Raw genomic sequence first — 16,205 nt, 5'->3', positions numbered from 1 at the left:
GCTCGGACTTCTCCTGCCGGATGTCTCCCGGGATTCAGTTGCAGCAGTCGCATCCGGGGCGGCATCCGCAGGCATCCGTCTGGACGCCGACGGCCGCAGCAGAGGCGGCGGGTGTGCAGCAGCCCCTGCCCTGCCAGGCGTCGCGGCCTTCCTTGACGGCGACGGCGGCGATGACGAGGGCGGCGACGGGGTCGGCCCAGGACCAGCCCAGGGTGGCGTTGAGGACGAGGCCGACGAGGAGGGCGGCGGAGAGATAGGTGCACAGCAGGGTCTGCTTGGAGTCGGCGACCGCGCTGGCGGAGCCGAGTTCGCGTCCGGCCCTGCGCTGGGCGAAGGAGAGGAACGGCATGATCGTGAGGGAGAGCGCGGCGAGGATGATGCCGGGGACGGAGGGTTCGGCTTCGCCGGCGCCGGCCAGGGCTCGGACGGCGTCGAAGGTGACGTAGGCGGCGAGCGCGAGGAACGACAACGCGATGATGCGCAGGGTGGTCTCCTCGCGGGCCTCGCGTACGGGGTGGTCGGCCGCGGAGAACTGCCAGGCGACTGCGGCGGCGGAGGAGACTTCGATGACCGAGTCGAGGCCGAAGCCGATCAGGGCGGTGGAGGAGGCGATCGTGCCGGCGGTGATGGCGACGATCGCCTCGACGACGTTGTAGGCGATGGCGGCGGCGACCAGCAGGCGAATGCGCTTGGTGAGTGCGTCGCGGCGGACCGGAGACGGGCCGAGGGGTGCGGATGCCTCTGCGGTCATGGTCAGCAGCATCCCTTGTCTGCGGCGTCCGGGCAGGTGCGGTCGGTCTCGACGGCTGCCACGGCGGTGCGCAGGTCGTCCAGAGCGTGGCCGAGGCGCTCGTCGGCCAGTTCGTAGCGGGTGCGCCGCCCTTCGGGGACGGCGACGACGAGACCGCAGTCGCGCAGGCAGGCCAGCTGGTTGGACAGCCGGGTGCGGGAGACGCCGAGTGCGTCGGCGAGGTCGGAGGGGTAGGCGTGGGCCTCGCGCAGGGCGAGCAGGATGCGGCAGCGGATCGGGTCGGCCAGCGCCCGGCCGAACCGGGTCAGCGCGTCGAGGTCGTCGGCGAGGGTCAGCATGACCACGACCATACACATATGCTTGAATCCAAGAAACAGTGAACTATCGAGGGAGAGTGCTCGTGCTGCGCCGTACCGCCATGCCCGCGCCCGTACGCGCCGTGTTCGCCGCCGAGATGGCCGCCGCCCGCCGCCCGGGCCCGATCAACGAGCGGTGGCGGGCAGCGGAGCGTGCCCACATCGTGTCCCAGCCATGGCCGGGGCCGCACACCCGCACGCACGCCGTGATGCTGCGCCTGGGGGTGGCCGAGCGTGATCTCGTCGAGGTATTGGGGCAGTTGGCACGCCTGGCCGTCGCCGGGGTGGGGTCGGCGGCGGGGAAGTACCCGAGCGGAAACACCGGCCGGACCCGGGCCGGACTGAACACCCCCATGCCGATTCCCGGGGATCTCGCCGCGCTGCTGGAGGCGGCCGGGATACGACTGGAGGCATGAGATCCAGGAAGTCGCGCCGCGCCTCACGCCGCGACCCGGCGCGCGCGGTCAGGCGTCCACGGGCAGGCCGCGCGGTTCCTTTACGCGCTTCATGATGATCTGGGAGTTGACCTCGGTGACGCCCGTGAGGGCCGTCAGCTTCTCGATCCAGAGGCGTTCGTACGCGCGGAGATCCGCCACCGCGATCCGCAGCAGGCAGCCGGGGCTGCCGAAGAGGCGGTAGGCCTCGATCACATCCGGGATGTCCTGCACTGCCGCCTCGAACGCCTCCACCGCCTCGCGGTCCCGATTCACCTCGATCGACACCAGGACCTCGAAGCCCCGGTCCACCGCCTCCGGGTCGATCACCGCGCGATAGCCCTGGATCACCCCGTCCTGCTCCAGTTGGCGGACCCGGCGCATGCAGGGAGATGGCGTCAGGCCCACCCGCTGGGCCAGCTCCTGGTTGCTCAGCCGTCCGTCGTTCTGAAGCTCACGCAAGATTGCTCTGTCGATCGCGTCCATAGAGCAATTATTCACCGGGAAAGACCGGGATGCCGAGTTGATGTAGCAATCAAATTGCGAGGGGATTTCTCTATCCTTGCGGCCAGTTGTTCTGCGCGAGAAGAGGTGGACATCGTGGGTCGGATCGTTGTGATCAGCACCGGCGGCACCATAGCCAGCCGCTGGCAGGGTTCCGGCTTCGCCGCCGCCGCGGGCGGGCGGGAGGTCATGGCGACCGCTCCCGTGCCCGAGGGGGTCACCGTCGAGGTCGTCGATCTGTTCAGCGTCAACAGCCCGCGCCTCACCACCGCCCATCAGCTGACGCTGCTGCGCGCCGTCCACGGGGCGCTGGGCGACCCCGGGGTGGACGGCGTGGTCGTGACGCATGGCACCGACACCCTGGAGGAGTCCGCGTTCCTCGTCGACCTTCACCACGACGATCCGCGGCCGGTCGTGTTCACCGGCGCCCAGTTGCCGCTCGACACCGAGGACGGCGACGGGCCCCGCAACCTCCACGACGCCCTGCTCACCGCCGCCCGCACTCGCGGCCTCGGTGTGCTCGTCGCCTTCGACGGCAAGCTGCACGCCGCCCGGGGCGTCGTCAAGACGCAGACGGTCGCCGCCGACGCCTTCGCCGACCCGTCCGGCCCGCGGATCGGCGCCATCGGGTTCGGAAAGGTCTCCGTCCTGCGGCACCCGCAGCGGCCCGCCCCGCTGCCGCTGCCCGCCGGGCTCGACGTTCGGGGCGGTCTGCCGCGCGTCGACATGGTGATGCACCACGCCGACGGCGACCCCCTGCTGCTGAACGCCGCCGTGGACGCCGGCGCACAGGGCATCGTCCTGGTCGCGACCGGCGCCGGCAACGCCACCCCCGAGACCGTCGAGGCGGTCGCCGCCGCCCGCTCCCGAGGCGTGCTGGTCGCGCTCACCACCCGGGTCCACTCCGGGCCCGTCACCGAGATGTACACCCACGGCGGCGCCGTCGACCTCGTCGCCGCCGGGGCCGTGCCCACCGGGACGCTCCGCGCTGGCCAGGCCCGGATCGCCGTCCTCTCCGCCCTCCTCGCAGCGCCCGAGCCGTACGAGAGGGAACGGGTGCTGCGCCACGCCCTGGCACTCCCCGCCGCCGAGAACGCCGAGGCCGCCTCCCCCACCGCCGAAGCCGCCGCGCTCGTCCGGGCGTAGGGCCTCGAACCACCTGCCCCGACCCCAGCCGCCCGCCTCCCCGATCACCCAGGAGACGCACTGCCATGGCCCACGCTTCCGGCCCCTCCCCCGCCGATCTTCCGGCCGCCTGCGGCGGCTTCCGCACCGAGCATGATCTGCTCGGCGACCGCGACGTCCCCGCGGGCGCCTACTACGGCGTCCACACGCTCCGCGCCGTCGAGAACTTCCCCATCACCGGCACCCCCGTGTCCGCGCATCCCGAACTCGTCACCGCCCTCGCCTGCGTCAAGCAGGCCGCAGCCCTCGCCAACCGGGACCTCGGGCTGCTCGACGCCCGCAAGGCCGAAGCCATCACCGCCGCCTGCGAGGAAATCCGCGGCGGAAAGCTCCACGACGCCTTCACCGTGGACGTCATCCAGGGCGGCGCCGGCACGTCCACCAACATGAACGCGAACGAGGTCATAGCCAACCGCGCCCTGGAACTCCTCGGCCACGGCAAGGGGGAATACGCACGGCTGCACCCGCTGGAGGACGTCAACCTCGGCCAGAGCACCAACGACGTCTATCCGACCGCCGTCAAGATAGCCCTCGACCTCACCGCCCAGCGCCTGCTGGACGCCATGGAGCTGCTGCGGGACGCCTTCGCCGCCAAGGCCGAGGAGTTCGCTGACGTCCTGAAGATGGGCCGCACCCAGCTCCAGGACGCCGTCCCCATGACGCTGGGCCAGGAGTTCGCCTCGTACGCGATCATGCTGGAGGAGGACCGCAAGCGGCTGAGCGAGGCATGCGCCCTCATCCGCGAGATCAACATCGGCGGCACCGCCATCGGCACCGGACTCAACGCCCATCCCGGCTACACCGCGCTGGCCGCCCGGCATCTGCGCGACATCACCGGCCTGCCGCTGACCGTCGCCGACGACCTCGTCGAGGCCACCCAGGACGCCGGGGCGTTCGTCCAGCTCTCCGGCGTGCTCAAGCGGATCGCCGTCAAACTCTCCAAGACCTGCAACGACCTGCGCCTGCTGTCCTGCGGACCGCGCGCCGGTCTCGGCGAAATCAACCTCCCGCCCGTACAGGCCGGTTCCAGCATCATGCCAGGCAAGGTCAACCCGGTCGTGCCCGAAGCCGTCAACCAGATCGCCTTCGAAGTCATCGGCAACGACACGACCGTGACCATGGCCGCCGAAGCCGGGCAGCTCCAGCTCAACGCCTTCGAGCCGGTGATCGCCCACAGCCTCCTCAAGAGCCTCACCCATCTGCGGGCCGGCTGCCTCACGCTGGCGGAGCGCTGCGTCCGCGGAATCACCGCCAACCGCGACCACCTCGCGCGGCTGGTCGACCACTCCATCGGACTGGTGACCGCGCTCAACCCGCACATCGGGTACGAGCAGGCCACCGCCATCGCGCAGGAAGCCCTCGACAGCGGTCGCGGAGTCCGCGAACTCGTCCTGGAGAAGGGGCTGCTGACGCAGGACGAGCTGCGCCGCATCCTGCGCCCCGACAACCTCGCCCGGCCGCACACCCGCCTCTGAGCCGCCACCGCGCGGTCACCGGAGCCGACGGCCCGCGCCGTCCGCGGAGTCCCCGAGGTCCGCGGAGTCGTCGAGGTACGGAGTCGTCGAGGTCTACGGAGTCGTCGACGGCCATCATGTGCCAGGACGTCCGGCGGACCGCTCGGGGTCCGCGGGGCCGTCCGGTCCTTCGGGGCCGTGACCGGCGGCCGGCGCCGGGCCGTCGCACACCGCCCCGGCCCGGGGGCGAAGGGGGACGCCATTGGCGCGCAGCACTTGGCGGACGTCCAGGATCAGGGGGAAGACCTCATGGTTGCGGTCCTCGCCCTGCTCCTCCCAAGCGCGCTGCTCGGCTTCGACGGCCATGCGGTCCTCGGAGAAGACCCGCTCGGCGAAGCGCCTGATGAGCGGCCAGGCCAGGGGGAGGAGGCCGGGGACGGCAGGCTTGTTGATCATGAGCAGGCCGTAGGCGTGGCAGGTGCGCTGCTCGGCGTCCTCGGGCACGTACGCGGCCCAGAGGCTGAAGGCCGGACGCTGGGCGTTCTCCGGGACCAGGTCGAGGGTCTGGTACGGGTACTCCGTGCGGATGGTCATGACGTCGGGGGTGTCGCCGCCGCCGATGCCCTGGGCTGCCAGCAGGCTGGCGCCGCGGTTCCGCTTCCCCCCGGCATGGGTGAACAGGTACCTGGCCTCCACTGACCGCGGGCCCGCCCGGTAGTCGAGCAGTTCGGGGCGGAGCCTGCCGACGACGCCCCGGTGGAGGAACTGGTGGTTCATGTCGAGCAGGTTCTCGTGCATGAACGAGTAGTGGCAGCGCACCGTCCGGGAGAAGGTCATCGTCCGGTACTCCGTCGAGCCGAGAGACGGCAGTTCGGGCAGCGCGGTCGCCGCCGCCCGCTCCCGGTCGCCCGGGAAGACGAACACCAGGCCGTACGCCTCGCGGACGGGGTAACCGCGCACGCCGCGCGGAGGCCGGCCGTCGCCCTTGGACAGGTACGGGATCTGCGAGATCCGGCCGTCGCCGCGATAAGCCCACGCGTGATAGCAGCAACGGAGCGTCTCGCCTTCCACGACGCCCATGCTGAGCGGCACCTGCCGATGGGCGCACCGGTCCTCCACCGCGTAGACGGCGCCGCTCACGCCGCGGTAGAGCGCGATGCGCTCGCCGGCGAACGCCGTCGCCAGCACCCGCCCCGTGCGTACGCTTCTCGACAACGCGACGGGATACCAGAAGTCCGGGCTCAGCCCGACACGTCGGAGGTCGGCCCCGCCCGCATCCGGAGCACGGCGCCCCGAGGGCCGGCCTGCCCCGGCTCCCTCGGAGTCGGTCTCGGTCCAGGTCTCGGTCATACGTCTCCCTCGCCCGTGGGACAGCACCCCCATCCTGGCCGCAGACCGCCGCCCACGCCCTGCCCGATGCGCCCGAACGAGCGAGCGCCCCTTCGCGCGCGGGCGGCGGAGCCGTGCGGGGCAGGGGGTCACCTGACGGCACAAGGCCGGAGAGCCTGGCCCGCGACGCCTTCCCCGGCCCCGGCGTGCGTCGGCCGACCAGCGGCAGCCCTGAACGGGCGGTCGTCGCGCCTCGTAGGAAAGAGGGCACATGCATTTGCCATACGAAAGAGGTCCTCCACCGTGATACGTCGCAGGGGTCGCAGCACCTGGGCGCCGGGCCGGTCCGCCGCCCCGGTCGGCCTGCTCCGTTTCCGTGTCGACTACCCTCGCCGGGGACGGCGCGGACCGGCTCGCTTCCTGCCGTCCTGGCGGCAGCTTCTCGGTCTTGTGCTCTTAGGGTTCGCCGCCGTCGCAGGGCTGGTCGGCTGGGTCTACGCGACGACGACCATCCCGGACCCGAACGCCGACGCGCAGGCCGAGGCCACCGTCTACTACTGGGCCGACGGCACGCAGATGGTGAGCACGGGTCCCGTCAACCGGCAGAGCGTCCCGCTGTCGGAGATCCCGCTCTCCCTGCAGAACGCGGCGATCGCCGCGGAGAACGCCGACTTCCGCAGCGACCCGGGCTTCTCCGTCAGCGGGCTGGCTCGGGCCGCGGTCAACGTCGTGCGGGGCGGAGAGCTCCAGGGCGGCTCCACGATCACGCAGCAGTATGTGAAGAACACGTTCCTGACCCAGGAGCAGTCCGTGGAACGCAAGCTCCGCGAACTGTGTCTGGCGGTCAAGCTGTCGCGGAGCCGGTCCAAGGACCAGATCCTCCAGGGATACCTGAACACCAGCTGGTTCGGACGGAACTCCTATGGGGTTCAGGCGGCGGCACGGGCGTACTACGGCACGGATGTCCGGCAGCTCGACCCGTCCCGCAGTGCCCTGCTGGTCGCGCTCCTCAAGAACGGGGACCTGCACGATCCGGCCCTCGGCGAGGAGCATCGCCGCAGGGCGGAGACACGCTGGCGGTACGTCCTTGACCGGCAGGTGGAGCTCGGGCTGATGACGCGGGAGGAACGGGCGGCCTACTCCGTCTTCCCCGAACCCCGGCCGCGTGAGGTGGCCAACGGCCTCGCGGGGCAGGTCGGCTACCTGGTCGACGCGGCCAACAAGGATCTCCGGAACCGTGCGGGGCTGACGCCCGAGGCGCTGGGGAGGGGCGGCTACCACATCCGCACCACCTTTGACCGGGCCGCTGTGGAACGGCTGCGTCGGGCGGTGGAGGGAGCCGCCGACGAGGCGCTGGACCCGGCCCTGCGGGCGGCGGACGGGGACGTCCAGTTCGGCGCCGCGTCCGTCCGGACCGCAGACGGCTCGGTGCTCGCCCTATACGGCGGGCCCGACGCCACCCGGCACTTCGCCAGCAACGCCGACACGGCCGGAGTGCCGGTGGGGTCCGCGTTCAAGCCCTTCGTCCTGGCAGCGGCACTCGAGCAGGGCGACGCCGCGAGGGGCGAGGACCGCGCAGTGGCCGGTTCCGGGCTGCTCGACACCGCCGTGCCTCCGCTCGCGGGCGTCGACGAGGTCACCTCGAGCGGCACTCTTGCGCTTCGCAGGGCGCTGGTCCGCGGCGACCCGGACGCCTTCCGCCGGCTGGGCTCGGCCGTCGGACCGCGTCAGGTGCGGAACGTCGCGATCGCCTCGGGGCTGCTGCCGCACAGCATGGCCGAGCCGGACTCGTCGTTCGCGCTGGGCACGTCCACGCCGAGCGCCATCCGGATGGCCGGGGCCTATGCGACGTTCGCCCGCGAGGGGCGGCGGACGGCGCCGTACTCGGTGGCTTCGGCGACCTACCGGGGTGCGCCGCTGGAGGGCCTGGAACGGCCGGGCGGCAGGCAGGTGATGGCCCCGCAGACGGCCCGCGAGCTGACGCGGGCGTTGCGGGACGTCGCCGTGGACGCCGTCGACGCCGGCACCCTGCGCAGTCTGGGACCCATCGCGGCCGGGCGCACGGATGACGGGGACCGGCTGCCGGCGGCGTGGTTCGTCGGCTACGGCGAGGAGCTGTCGACTGCCGTCACCGTCTTCCGCAGCGACTCGGAGGGCGGCGGGCTGCTGCCGCTCGACGAGCCCGTCACGGATACGGCGGGCAGGGGCGACACACTGCCCCTGCGTGTGTGGTCGACGTATATGAAGGCCGACCGGGAGCAGGCGTCGACCGAGCGCACGCGCCGCGGCCTGTGAGGGGCCGTGCATCTCGTTTCTTCCATCGGGCGGGGCCGGGCTGTCGAGCGCCGACCGTGCCGTCACACACCCCGGTTCAGGGTGAAGACGAAACTCTCGGAGTTGTAGTAGTTGGGGAGTTGGGCGAGATACGAACCCTTCCGGGGCGGGTTCTCGCGCCACCAGTCCTCCGGGCCGAGGAGGTGGGAGGAGTAGTCGCTTGCGGGGACGGGGGGCACGAACTGCAGGCGGAAGGCGACGCCATCCGTCTCCGGCTTGATCACCCACAGCTGAACGGTGCGCTGGGAGGAGTAGCTGTCGCGGCACTCGTTCTGGACGACCCTGACGACGTTCCCACCGCCGCCGGTGCCGTCGAGGCACTTGCGCGTGCCTACGTTGCGGAACTGGTACGCGCCGTAGCCGGCCGCCACGGTCTCCCATCGCTGCCGGGTGCCCGTGTTGCAGTCCTCGAGGCGCAGCATCGCTCCGTCGAACGCACTCTGCACTCCCACGCAGAGTCCGGTGGCCCTGTTGACGAGTTGAAAGCCGACGGGGCGAGGGGGCGGCGTGGACACAGTGGGAGCGGGCGAAGCTTTGGCGCTGGCCTTGGCGTTGGACTTGGCGTTGGCGTTGGCCTTGGCAGCAGCGGCCGGCGCCTTGGTCGTTGCAGGAGCGGTCGGGGTGCGAGAGGGCGACGCCGACCCGGAGGCGCCGCCACCGGGCCGGGAAGGAGAGGCGGGTGGGACCGCGGGAGGCTCGTCGGCCGGGAGAGCAGGTCCCGGAGGCGCGGCGGTCGCGCGGGCCAGTGGCCTCCTGGTGTCCTCGGCGGCGGTCGAGAAGGCGACGGCTGCTGCCGCGAGCGCCGCGACGGTCACTCCTGCCACGGCCGCGGCACGCGACGGCGAGGCCGCGACCAGCGCCGGCAGCTGGCGGGTGCGGCCCGGCGCGACGGTCCGCCCGGCGGCCGCGGTCGCGCCCTGCATCGGATCCCCGGGGGCCGGGGGGTTCTCGTCGCCGCCCTCCGTCCGCGCGGCGGCTGCGGCGGCGCTCTCCGTCCGCGCGGCGGCGGCGCTCTCGGCGTCGGCGAGAACTTCGGCGAGGGCGGACGCAGTTGCCCTGTGGACGACGGTCAGCTCGGCGCGGACCCGGGCGCAGCTCCGGCAGGCTTCGGCGTGCACGTCGAGGTCCTGGGAGCGGTGGGAGACGCCGCCCCTGACCGCGTCGTCCATCACCGCCGTGAGGTGGCGGCAGGTTCGGCTGGGCGCCTCGGCTGCGTAGGACCTCAGATATGCGTCGCTCAGCTGCCGTCGCGCGGAGGCGGCGGCGGGGCTCTTCGTGTCGGTCCCGGGGGCTGATGCGGCGTCTTCGGATGTCCCTGCCAGGTCGGGGCGCAGAACTGCCCGGGCGGTCGGATGCAGACTGCGGAAGGCGCGCAGGAGCAGGGGGTCTTCGGCGGCCATCGGGGTCACGGTGCTCCTCGTGCATGTGCTCAAGCGATCTTGCTGGTGTTGCTGGTCCTGCTTGTTCAAGGGAAGGCGCGCCGGCCGGGCCCGATGGGTTGATCACTGAGGTGGTTGTTCCGAGGTGGTTGTTCTGAGGAGGAGATGACCGGGACGACATGGACCGCTCTGTCCGGAACGATGGTTGTGATCTCTCCTGATCTCTTCGCGATGGAATAGTGGAGGTGAGCCGTGTGCGGCGTCAAGTGCCCCGGCAGTCAGCGCAGATGTGAGGAGGAGGGACGCCGGCGGCGTTCACCCGCGTTGCCGTGCTCCATCGGGTCGATCCCCGGTGCGGTCCGGCTGACGGCGACTACACGGCTCTCGAGTCGTGGGCGCGGCCGTCGGCCTGTCCCCGTGTCAGCTCCCGTTCGGCGAAGACCCGGAAGCCTCGGGGCGGGCGGCCGGTGACGCGCTGGACGGTGTCGGTGGTGCGGTCCTCTGCGCCCTGGGCGATGGCGTGGTCCATCCCCGCCAGCATCGCGGCGAACTCCTGCGGCATCTGTGCGGTCAGGCGGTCGCGCATCTGCTCGTATGTCAGTTGCCGGTGCACGACGGGGCGGGCGAGGGTCTCCGTGACGATCGTGGCGATGTCGTCGTAGCTGAGCGCTTCCGGCCCGGTCAGAAGCAGGTCGGCATTGGGCGCGCGGTCGTCGGTCAGGGTGCGGACGGCGACGGCGGCGATGTCGTCGGCGTCGACGAACGCGACCCGGCCGGCCCCCGTCGCGGTCAGGATGACGCCGTCTTCCCGGATGCTTCGGGCGTGGAGGTGCGCGCCGGTGAAGTTCTGCATGAACCAGGAGGGCCGCAGTACCGCCCACTGGCCGAACAGACCGCGCAGGGCCTGGTGCACCGCTCCCACCCCGGGGCCCCCTTCGGGTATGGCCGAGGAGCTGAGGAGTACGGCGCGCTGTACGCCCGCGGCGCGGGCCCGGCGGAGGAAGGGCAGCATGACCGCGGCCGGGTCCGGGTCGCCGACCGGCGGGACGAGGTAGAGGCGTTCGGCTCCGGCGAGGGCGTCGCCGAAGGTGGCGGGGTCGTACCAGTCAAAGCGGACCGGCTCCGCGCCCGGGAGCCGGGCGGCCCGGCGGCTGGCGGCTCTGACGCGGTGGCCTGCGGTGATGAGCCCGGTGGCGGTTCGGCTGCCGGTGGTGCCGGTGGCCCCGATGACCAGGGTGGCGCCGGTGACGCTCATCGGATGCCGCTCCCTGCGAAGTCGAGGCCGTACTCATGGACGGCGAGGGGGTTCCAGTAGTCGCGGTAGGAGGTGAAGCGCCCGTCCCGGACGGACACGACGGCGATATAGGTCATGTCGAAGGGGGCTCCTGTGCCGACCAGGCTGCCCACGCCGCGCATCTCGACAACGATGGTCTCCGGGCGCTCGGTCCGGTGGATCCGCAGGTCGGGGAAGTCGTGCAGGTCGATGCGGTCCGGGTAGTCGCGCATATAGGCGGCGACGGCCTCGCGGCCCTCCAGCCACGCGGGCCAGCCCGGGGGCGCGAAGGGGAACTCCATGACGCCGTCCTCGGCCCACAGGCCGACCCAGGCGGGAATGTCCTTGTCGAGGAGCAGGCACAGGCTGTGCCGGTAGAGCTCTTCCGGCGAGGTGTGAGCGGGCATCGATTCCTCCATCCCGTACAATACGGACCGGCGGTCCGCTTTGGTAAACAATACGGACCGCGGGTCCGGATCGCAAGGAGGAAACCGCGTGACCGAGCGCAGACAACGCAAGGACGCAGCGCGCAACCGGGCGGCCGTCTTCGCCGCCGCAGACGCGCTCTTCGCCGAGTGCCAGAGCCCCCAGAGCGTCACCATGGCCGACATCGCGGCCGCGGCGGGCGTCGGAAAGGCAACCCTCTTCCGCGCCTTCGGGGATCGCACCGGGCTGATCCGCGCGCTGTACGAGGCGCGGCTCGAACCGATCAGCATCGCCGTCGAAGAGGGCCCGCAGCCCCTGGGGCCGGGCACCCCGCCGCCGGTGCGCGTGCCGGCCCTGCTCGACGCCGTCCTGTGCTTCAAGCTCGACAACCGCCACCTCGCACTGGCCCTGGAGGGAACCGGCGCGGACAGCCCCTACCGGACCGAGCACTACGAACGCTGGCACACCCTGCTCCGGGAACTCCTTGAGCAGATCCCCGGACCGGCCGACGCCGACTTCACCGCCCACGCCCTGCTCGCCGCCACCCGGGCCGACCTCGTCGCATATCTGGCCGACGAGAGGGGCGCGCCCCGCGAAGAACTGCGAGAGCGGCTGGCGAGCTTCACCGCCACGGTCCTCGGCCCCGGCGCCCGGCGCTGACCTGCCGCCGGGAGCCGACGACGGCCTGGGAAGGCGACCGCCGGGCCCGGCACTGACCTGAGGACCCATCGCCTTGGCCGGCGGGGCGGTCTGAGACCCTTTCCGCATGAGCACACCACCGGACGGACTGCCCGTCTACCGCGTCCTGACCGGCCCCGACGACGCCGCGTTCTGCCAACGGGTGAGCGAGCTCATCGGCCTTGGCTACAAACTGCACGAGGGCCCCGCCGTGACCTTCAACGGTGAGAGAGTCATCGTCGCCCAGGCACTGGTCTGGCCGCACCTGCCGTAGCGCCCTCGGGGCCGCCGGCCGGTGCGGAACGGCGCGCGACACCGCTGACCGAACTGCGCGGCAGCGTCCGCGGCGCGCCCTGAGGAAGGGCTTCGCTGACCTTCCGCGTCCGCCTGCGCACGCTCTGGCGTGTCCCGCGCCGGAGTGGTCCACGATCCGTGCACCCTCCTTACCGGAGTCCGTGCGCATGGTGTGGGATGTGGGCTGGGGGTGCTCGGCACGACGCCCCCGGAAAAACGGCACGGCAAAAACGGCACGGCAAGGGACAAGGAGGGGGGATCGTGGCACGATCGCGGGCTCAGAGCCTACGGCGAGTCGCCCAGGCGGTGGCCTCCGGAACCGATCCACGGGCGGCGGCTGAGGAGGAGTTGCGGCGGCGCACCGGGCGTTCGGGCGGACAGCGGCAGCAGGCGGCGGACGACGCCGACGAGCCGTACCAGCCGCAGGAGGAGGGCATGGACCCGGCGGACTTCCCGGCCGCGCGGGAACAGGGCGGCTCGATCGCCACCGTCATGACCCAGAAGACCGTGGCCCTGGATGACGCCGGTGAGGCGCTGGGCCGCAGCGAACAGGAGCGCGTGGACGGGGAGCAGGTCCACGCCATCTGCCCCATGGTGCTGCCGAAGGGCCGCTCGCTGCTGTCCATGCTGCCCGTGCTGTCGCTGCTCGTGGTGGGCGCCGTGGGCGCCGCGGTCGTCTCGGCCGTGGACGACTCCCCGCTGACCCACCCGCTCTTCGGCGTCCACTACTGGGTCATCGCGGTACTCGCCGTGGTGTTCGTGTGGTGGCGTCAGGGCATGGTGATGGTGCCGGACGGCAGCCAGGCGATGATCACCCGGTTCGGAAAGCTGGAGAAGGTGGTCGGGCCCGGGCGTGTGTTCCTGCTCAGCCCGTGGAAGCGGGTCTCGTACATCGTCAACACGACCCGCGAGTACCCGTTCAACGCGCCGGTGCGCGAGGCGCCGACCAAGGGCGGCGTGAAGGCGTCGATCGATCTGTTCATCCAGTTCCGGATCAGCGACCCGACCGAGTTCGTCTACACGCTGGGCGCGGTGCGCGGCTTCGAGGAGAAGCTGAGCAACGCGGTGAGCGAGACGATCCGAAGCCTCATCTACGAGCAGGAGGCCGCTGGGATCTACGACATGGTGGGCGAGGACACGGGGCGGCTGCTGGAGCAGCTGAACCGGCAGTTCCGTCCTGCGGTGGAGCTGACCAACGCCAACATCACGCACGCCGAGCCGTCCGACCGCAACTACCGCATGGACCTGGCGGCCACGGAGATGGTGCGGATGGCGAAGGAGGCGTACACCCACGAGTACGCGCTGATGCTCCGCAAGGAACAGGACGAGGGCGACCTGAGCAAGGAACTGGCGAGCAGCCAGGAGACGCTGTCCGCGATCCAGGCCGACATCGCCCAGTACCAGGCGCAGATGGACACGGCCGTGGAGCGGGAGACCAACCGCGCGGAGGCGCTCGCCCGCCAGCGGTATGTGCAGGCCGAGTCGGAGGCGAAGGCCAACGCGGCCCTGCTGGAGGCACAGGCCCTGGACATCCGCGCGGTGACCGCGGCCGAGGCGCCGGAAATCCTGGAGTACCGCTACCAGCAGCAGGTGCTCGACACCCTGGAGCAGGTCGCGGACCATCTTCCGCGGCTGGTGCGGATCGGCGGCTCCGCGGACGGCGGAGGCTCGGCCGGGGTCGACTTCCTGCAGCTGGCCCGTGAGCTCGTCGGCGAGCGTGGCGTCGAGTTGTTCACGGACGCGGACATGGCGGCGGTGCGGGCGCGGCTCCACGAGGTCGCCGACCGCATCGCCTCCCGCGAGGCGGAGATCAGCGCGCTGCTGGAGGCGGACCGCCCGACCGTGCCCGCCGCGCCCGCAGCGGTGCCGGAGCAGTCGGCGGCGGTGCCGGAGCAGTCGGTGGCGACCGCCGAAGACGCGGCCGAGCAGACCGGGGCGCCCGAACGGTTCGGGCGGTTCGACGAGTCCGAGGGGGCCGAACAGTGAGCACCGCACATACCGGCCGCCGGTCGGTCATCTCCGAGGCCGTCGCTCCATGGAGCGAGATCGCGCAGCTGCTGCGCGGCGGCGAGGCAGGCACCCTGATCCCGGTGATCATTCCCCGCCACCGGCGCAGGCTGTGGTGGATGCTGCCGCTGTGGCTCGGGCTGTTCGCGCTGCTGAGCGGGGTGATGCTGAGTGTGCGCGAGGCCGGCTCGGACGGCGCCGCCGATGTGGCGTACGGCGCGCTGGCAGCGCTGTCCTACACCGTGGGGGTCCTGCTGATCCTGTTGGGCGGGCTCTGGTGGTGGCGGTCGTCGATCGTCGAGATCGAGCAGGGCACGAACGGTGTGCTGACCCGCTACGGCGCCGTCACCCGCACCCTCGACGCAGGCCGCCACTATCTGTGGCACCCCTGGTCGCGGGTCGACTTCGTCGTGGACACGGCGACCGAGATCCCGTACTCCGCACCGGTGATGGCCTGCCCGACGCAGGAGAACGTGCCGCTGCGGTCGATCGAGTTCTTCCTGAAGTTCCGGATCACGGACGCGGTGCTGTTCGTACGCACCATCGGCGCGGGCAACTTCGACCTGGTGCTGTCCAGCGCGGTGCAGGACGCCATCCGGCAGCGGGCCCGCAAGATGCGCACCGAGCACGCCTACGATCTGCGCGGCTCGGACGTGGCCGACATGCAGGAGCTGCTCAACCGCCAACTGTCACGCTATGGCGTGCGCATCACGGGATCCAACATCCCTGACGTCCAACTGCCCGCGCAGTACCAGCAGCATCTGGCGACGCGCGAGCGGATCGCCAAGGAGCGCACGGCCTACGAGCAGGAGTGGGGTCTGACCCGCAAGCGCCGCATCGACAGCCTGGGCATGGACATCGAGCGGGCGAAGAAGGTGCGGGACGCGCGCATCGTGGAGGTGAAGGCCGCCCTGAACCGGGCCCGGGAGGAAGTCGCCCAGCTGCTCGAACAGCAGGAGACCAATGCCCAGCGGGTGCGGTTCGAGATCGAGACACGGGGGCGAAGCGGGCTGATCTCCGCCGAGAACGAGGCCCGGGCGCAGCGCGCCCTCGCGCAGGCCTACCGGGACAACCGCGCGGTGCTCCAGTACGAGCTGGCGTGCAGGCGTCTGGAGGTGGGCGCCGAGCTCGCCACGAAGGCGCCGCAGCCGGTGGTCGTCAAGACCGACGGCGCGGGCGGCGACGCCTCGGCGCTGTCGACCCTGGTCACCGCCCAGCTTCTGCCCCGGCTGGCGTCTCATCCCTCGGGCAGCGGCGTGGAGTTCCGCAGCGGCCGGCCGCCGGGTGAGGACGGCGGCGGGGAGTAGTCGGGACGGTCTGTCCCTGCACGGGCCCGGGCGCGCACCGCGGGGTACGCGCCCGGGCCCGTGCCCTGTGCGCCCCGCGGCCGGAACGCATCAGCGCGCTTCGCTCAGTTCGAGCAGATGGCCGTCGGGGTCGCGGAAGAAGCAGCGGATCTCGGGGCCGTGATCGACGGGAGGGGTCAGGAACTCCGCTCCCCGGGCGCCGAGCGTGTCGTAGGCGGCACGGCAGTCGTCGACGCGGAAGGTCATCGCATGGCTGACCCGGCCGGGGTCGGCGGGCGGGGAGAAGGTGACGTCGGGTTTGTCCGCGGTCGGTCCCCCTCCCGTGACCAGCAGCAGCCAGGTCCCGGAGAGCCGCAGCACGGCGCTGGTGCCGCCGTACTCGCGTACGAGCTCGGCGCCGACGACGCGCTGGTAGAAGTCGCCGGCCCGGCGCAGGTCCTCGACGACCAGAATGTGGGTCAGCTCCGTGTCTGCGGGGAACTCGTCGGCCATCG

At 71.7% G+C, this 16,205-nt stretch carries 16 protein-coding genes; 8 read left to right on the top strand and 8 right to left on the bottom strand.

From position 1 onward, the window contains the following. Positions 1–34: 34 nt before the first annotated feature. Positions 35–751, bottom strand: coding sequence for a cation transporter (locus tag QCN29_RS28150; protein WP_279931698.1), 717 nt, complete (start codon positions 749–751; stop codon positions 35–37). A gap of 2 nt (positions 752–753) precedes the next feature. Continuing rightward, the gene (locus QCN29_RS28145; protein WP_240136407.1) at positions 754–1,089 is read right to left on the bottom strand and encodes an ArsR/SmtB family transcription factor; all 336 of its coding nucleotides are present in this window, start codon (positions 1,087–1,089) and stop codon (positions 754–756) included. Between the two features lie 62 nt (positions 1,090–1,151). Between QCN29_RS28145 and QCN29_RS28140 the strand changes: the two genes are divergently transcribed. After that, positions 1,152–1,523, top strand: coding sequence for a DUF3703 domain-containing protein (locus QCN29_RS28140; RefSeq protein ID WP_279931696.1), 372 nt, complete (start codon positions 1,152–1,154; stop codon positions 1,521–1,523). A 48-nt stretch (positions 1,524–1,571) separates the two neighbouring features. Here QCN29_RS28140 and QCN29_RS28135 read toward each other — a convergent pair whose 3' ends face one another. Continuing rightward, positions 1,572–2,027, bottom strand: a complete 456-nt coding sequence (locus QCN29_RS28135; RefSeq protein ID WP_279931694.1) for an Lrp/AsnC family transcriptional regulator — start codon at positions 2,025–2,027, stop codon at positions 1,572–1,574. A 114-nt stretch (positions 2,028–2,141) separates the two neighbouring features. On the opposite strand from QCN29_RS28135, the gene QCN29_RS28130 reads away from it, so the two are divergent. Together QCN29_RS28130 and aspA are read left to right on the top strand one after the other, a co-directional pair. After that, positions 2,142–3,191, top strand: coding sequence for an asparaginase (locus QCN29_RS28130; protein ID WP_279931693.1), 1,050 nt, complete (start codon positions 2,142–2,144; stop codon positions 3,189–3,191). 65 nt (positions 3,192–3,256) lie between these two features. Continuing rightward, a complete protein-coding gene (gene aspA / locus QCN29_RS28125) occupies positions 3,257–4,705 on the top strand; it encodes an aspartate ammonia-lyase (RefSeq protein ID WP_279931692.1) in 1,449 nt (482 codons plus the stop codon). A gap of 114 nt (positions 4,706–4,819) precedes the next feature. Here aspA and QCN29_RS28120 read toward each other — a convergent pair whose 3' ends face one another. Continuing rightward, complete coding sequence (locus tag QCN29_RS28120) at positions 4,820–6,034, bottom strand: aromatic ring-hydroxylating dioxygenase subunit alpha (RefSeq protein ID WP_279931691.1); 1,215 nt, start codon at positions 6,032–6,034, stop codon at positions 4,820–4,822. A gap of 282 nt (positions 6,035–6,316) precedes the next feature. On the opposite strand from QCN29_RS28120, the gene QCN29_RS28115 reads away from it, so the two are divergent. Beyond that, on the top strand, positions 6,317–8,308 hold the full coding sequence (locus tag QCN29_RS28115; protein ID WP_279931689.1) for a transglycosylase domain-containing protein: 1,992 nt from the start codon (positions 6,317–6,319) through the stop codon (positions 8,306–8,308). A gap of 62 nt (positions 8,309–8,370) precedes the next feature. Here QCN29_RS28115 and QCN29_RS28110 read toward each other — a convergent pair whose 3' ends face one another. From QCN29_RS28110 to QCN29_RS28100, 3 genes are all read right to left on the bottom strand, one after another. Beyond that, positions 8,371–9,747 carry an RICIN domain-containing protein gene (locus QCN29_RS28110; RefSeq protein WP_279931687.1) on the bottom strand — a complete coding sequence of 459 codons (1,377 nt, stop codon included), beginning with the start codon at positions 9,745–9,747 and terminating at the stop codon, positions 8,371–8,373. Positions 9,748–10,099: 352 nt separating this feature from the next. Then, complete coding sequence (locus tag QCN29_RS28105) at positions 10,100–10,981, bottom strand: NAD(P)H-binding protein (RefSeq protein WP_279931686.1); 882 nt, start codon at positions 10,979–10,981, stop codon at positions 10,100–10,102. Continuing rightward, a complete protein-coding gene (locus tag QCN29_RS28100; protein WP_279931684.1) occupies positions 10,978–11,406 on the bottom strand; it encodes a nuclear transport factor 2 family protein in 429 nt (142 codons plus the stop codon). The genes QCN29_RS28105 and QCN29_RS28100 overlap by 4 nt, the downstream gene beginning before the upstream one ends. Before the next feature lie 88 nt (positions 11,407–11,494). Here QCN29_RS28100 and QCN29_RS28095 point away from each other — a divergent pair, with 88 nt between their 5' ends. The 4 genes from QCN29_RS28095 to QCN29_RS28080 all read left to right on the top strand — a co-directional run bounded on the left by QCN29_RS28095 (position 11,495) and on the right by QCN29_RS28080 (position 15,711). Continuing rightward, positions 11,495–12,085 carry a TetR/AcrR family transcriptional regulator gene (locus QCN29_RS28095; protein ID WP_279931682.1) on the top strand — a complete coding sequence of 197 codons (591 nt, stop codon included), beginning with the start codon at positions 11,495–11,497 and terminating at the stop codon, positions 12,083–12,085. A 106-nt stretch (positions 12,086–12,191) separates the two neighbouring features. Next, positions 12,192–12,377, top strand: a complete 186-nt coding sequence (locus QCN29_RS28090) for a DUF1737 domain-containing protein (RefSeq protein WP_279931681.1) — start codon at positions 12,192–12,194, stop codon at positions 12,375–12,377. 281 nt (positions 12,378–12,658) lie between these two features. After that, positions 12,659–14,383: an SPFH domain-containing protein gene (locus QCN29_RS28085; RefSeq protein WP_279931680.1), complete on the top strand. Its 1,725-nt coding sequence runs from the start codon at positions 12,659–12,661 to the stop codon at positions 14,381–14,383. After that, on the top strand, positions 14,380–15,711 hold the full coding sequence (locus tag QCN29_RS28080; RefSeq protein WP_279931679.1) for an SPFH domain-containing protein: 1,332 nt from the start codon (positions 14,380–14,382) through the stop codon (positions 15,709–15,711). Before QCN29_RS28085 ends, QCN29_RS28080 begins: the two co-directional genes overlap by 4 nt. Before the next feature lie 90 nt (positions 15,712–15,801). Here QCN29_RS28080 and QCN29_RS28075 read toward each other — a convergent pair whose 3' ends face one another. Further along, a complete protein-coding gene (locus QCN29_RS28075; protein WP_240136394.1) occupies positions 15,802–16,203 on the bottom strand; it encodes a VOC family protein in 402 nt (133 codons plus the stop codon). Between the last annotated feature and the right edge of the window lie 2 nt (positions 16,204–16,205).

It is taken from the genome of Streptomyces chengmaiensis (assembly GCF_029846775.1).
Classification (GTDB): Bacteria; Actinomycetota; Actinomycetes; order Streptomycetales; family Streptomycetaceae; genus Streptomyces; species Streptomyces chengmaiensis.
Note: the sequence above shows the minus strand (reverse complement) of the source record. Positions and strands in the feature narration are given on the sequence as shown.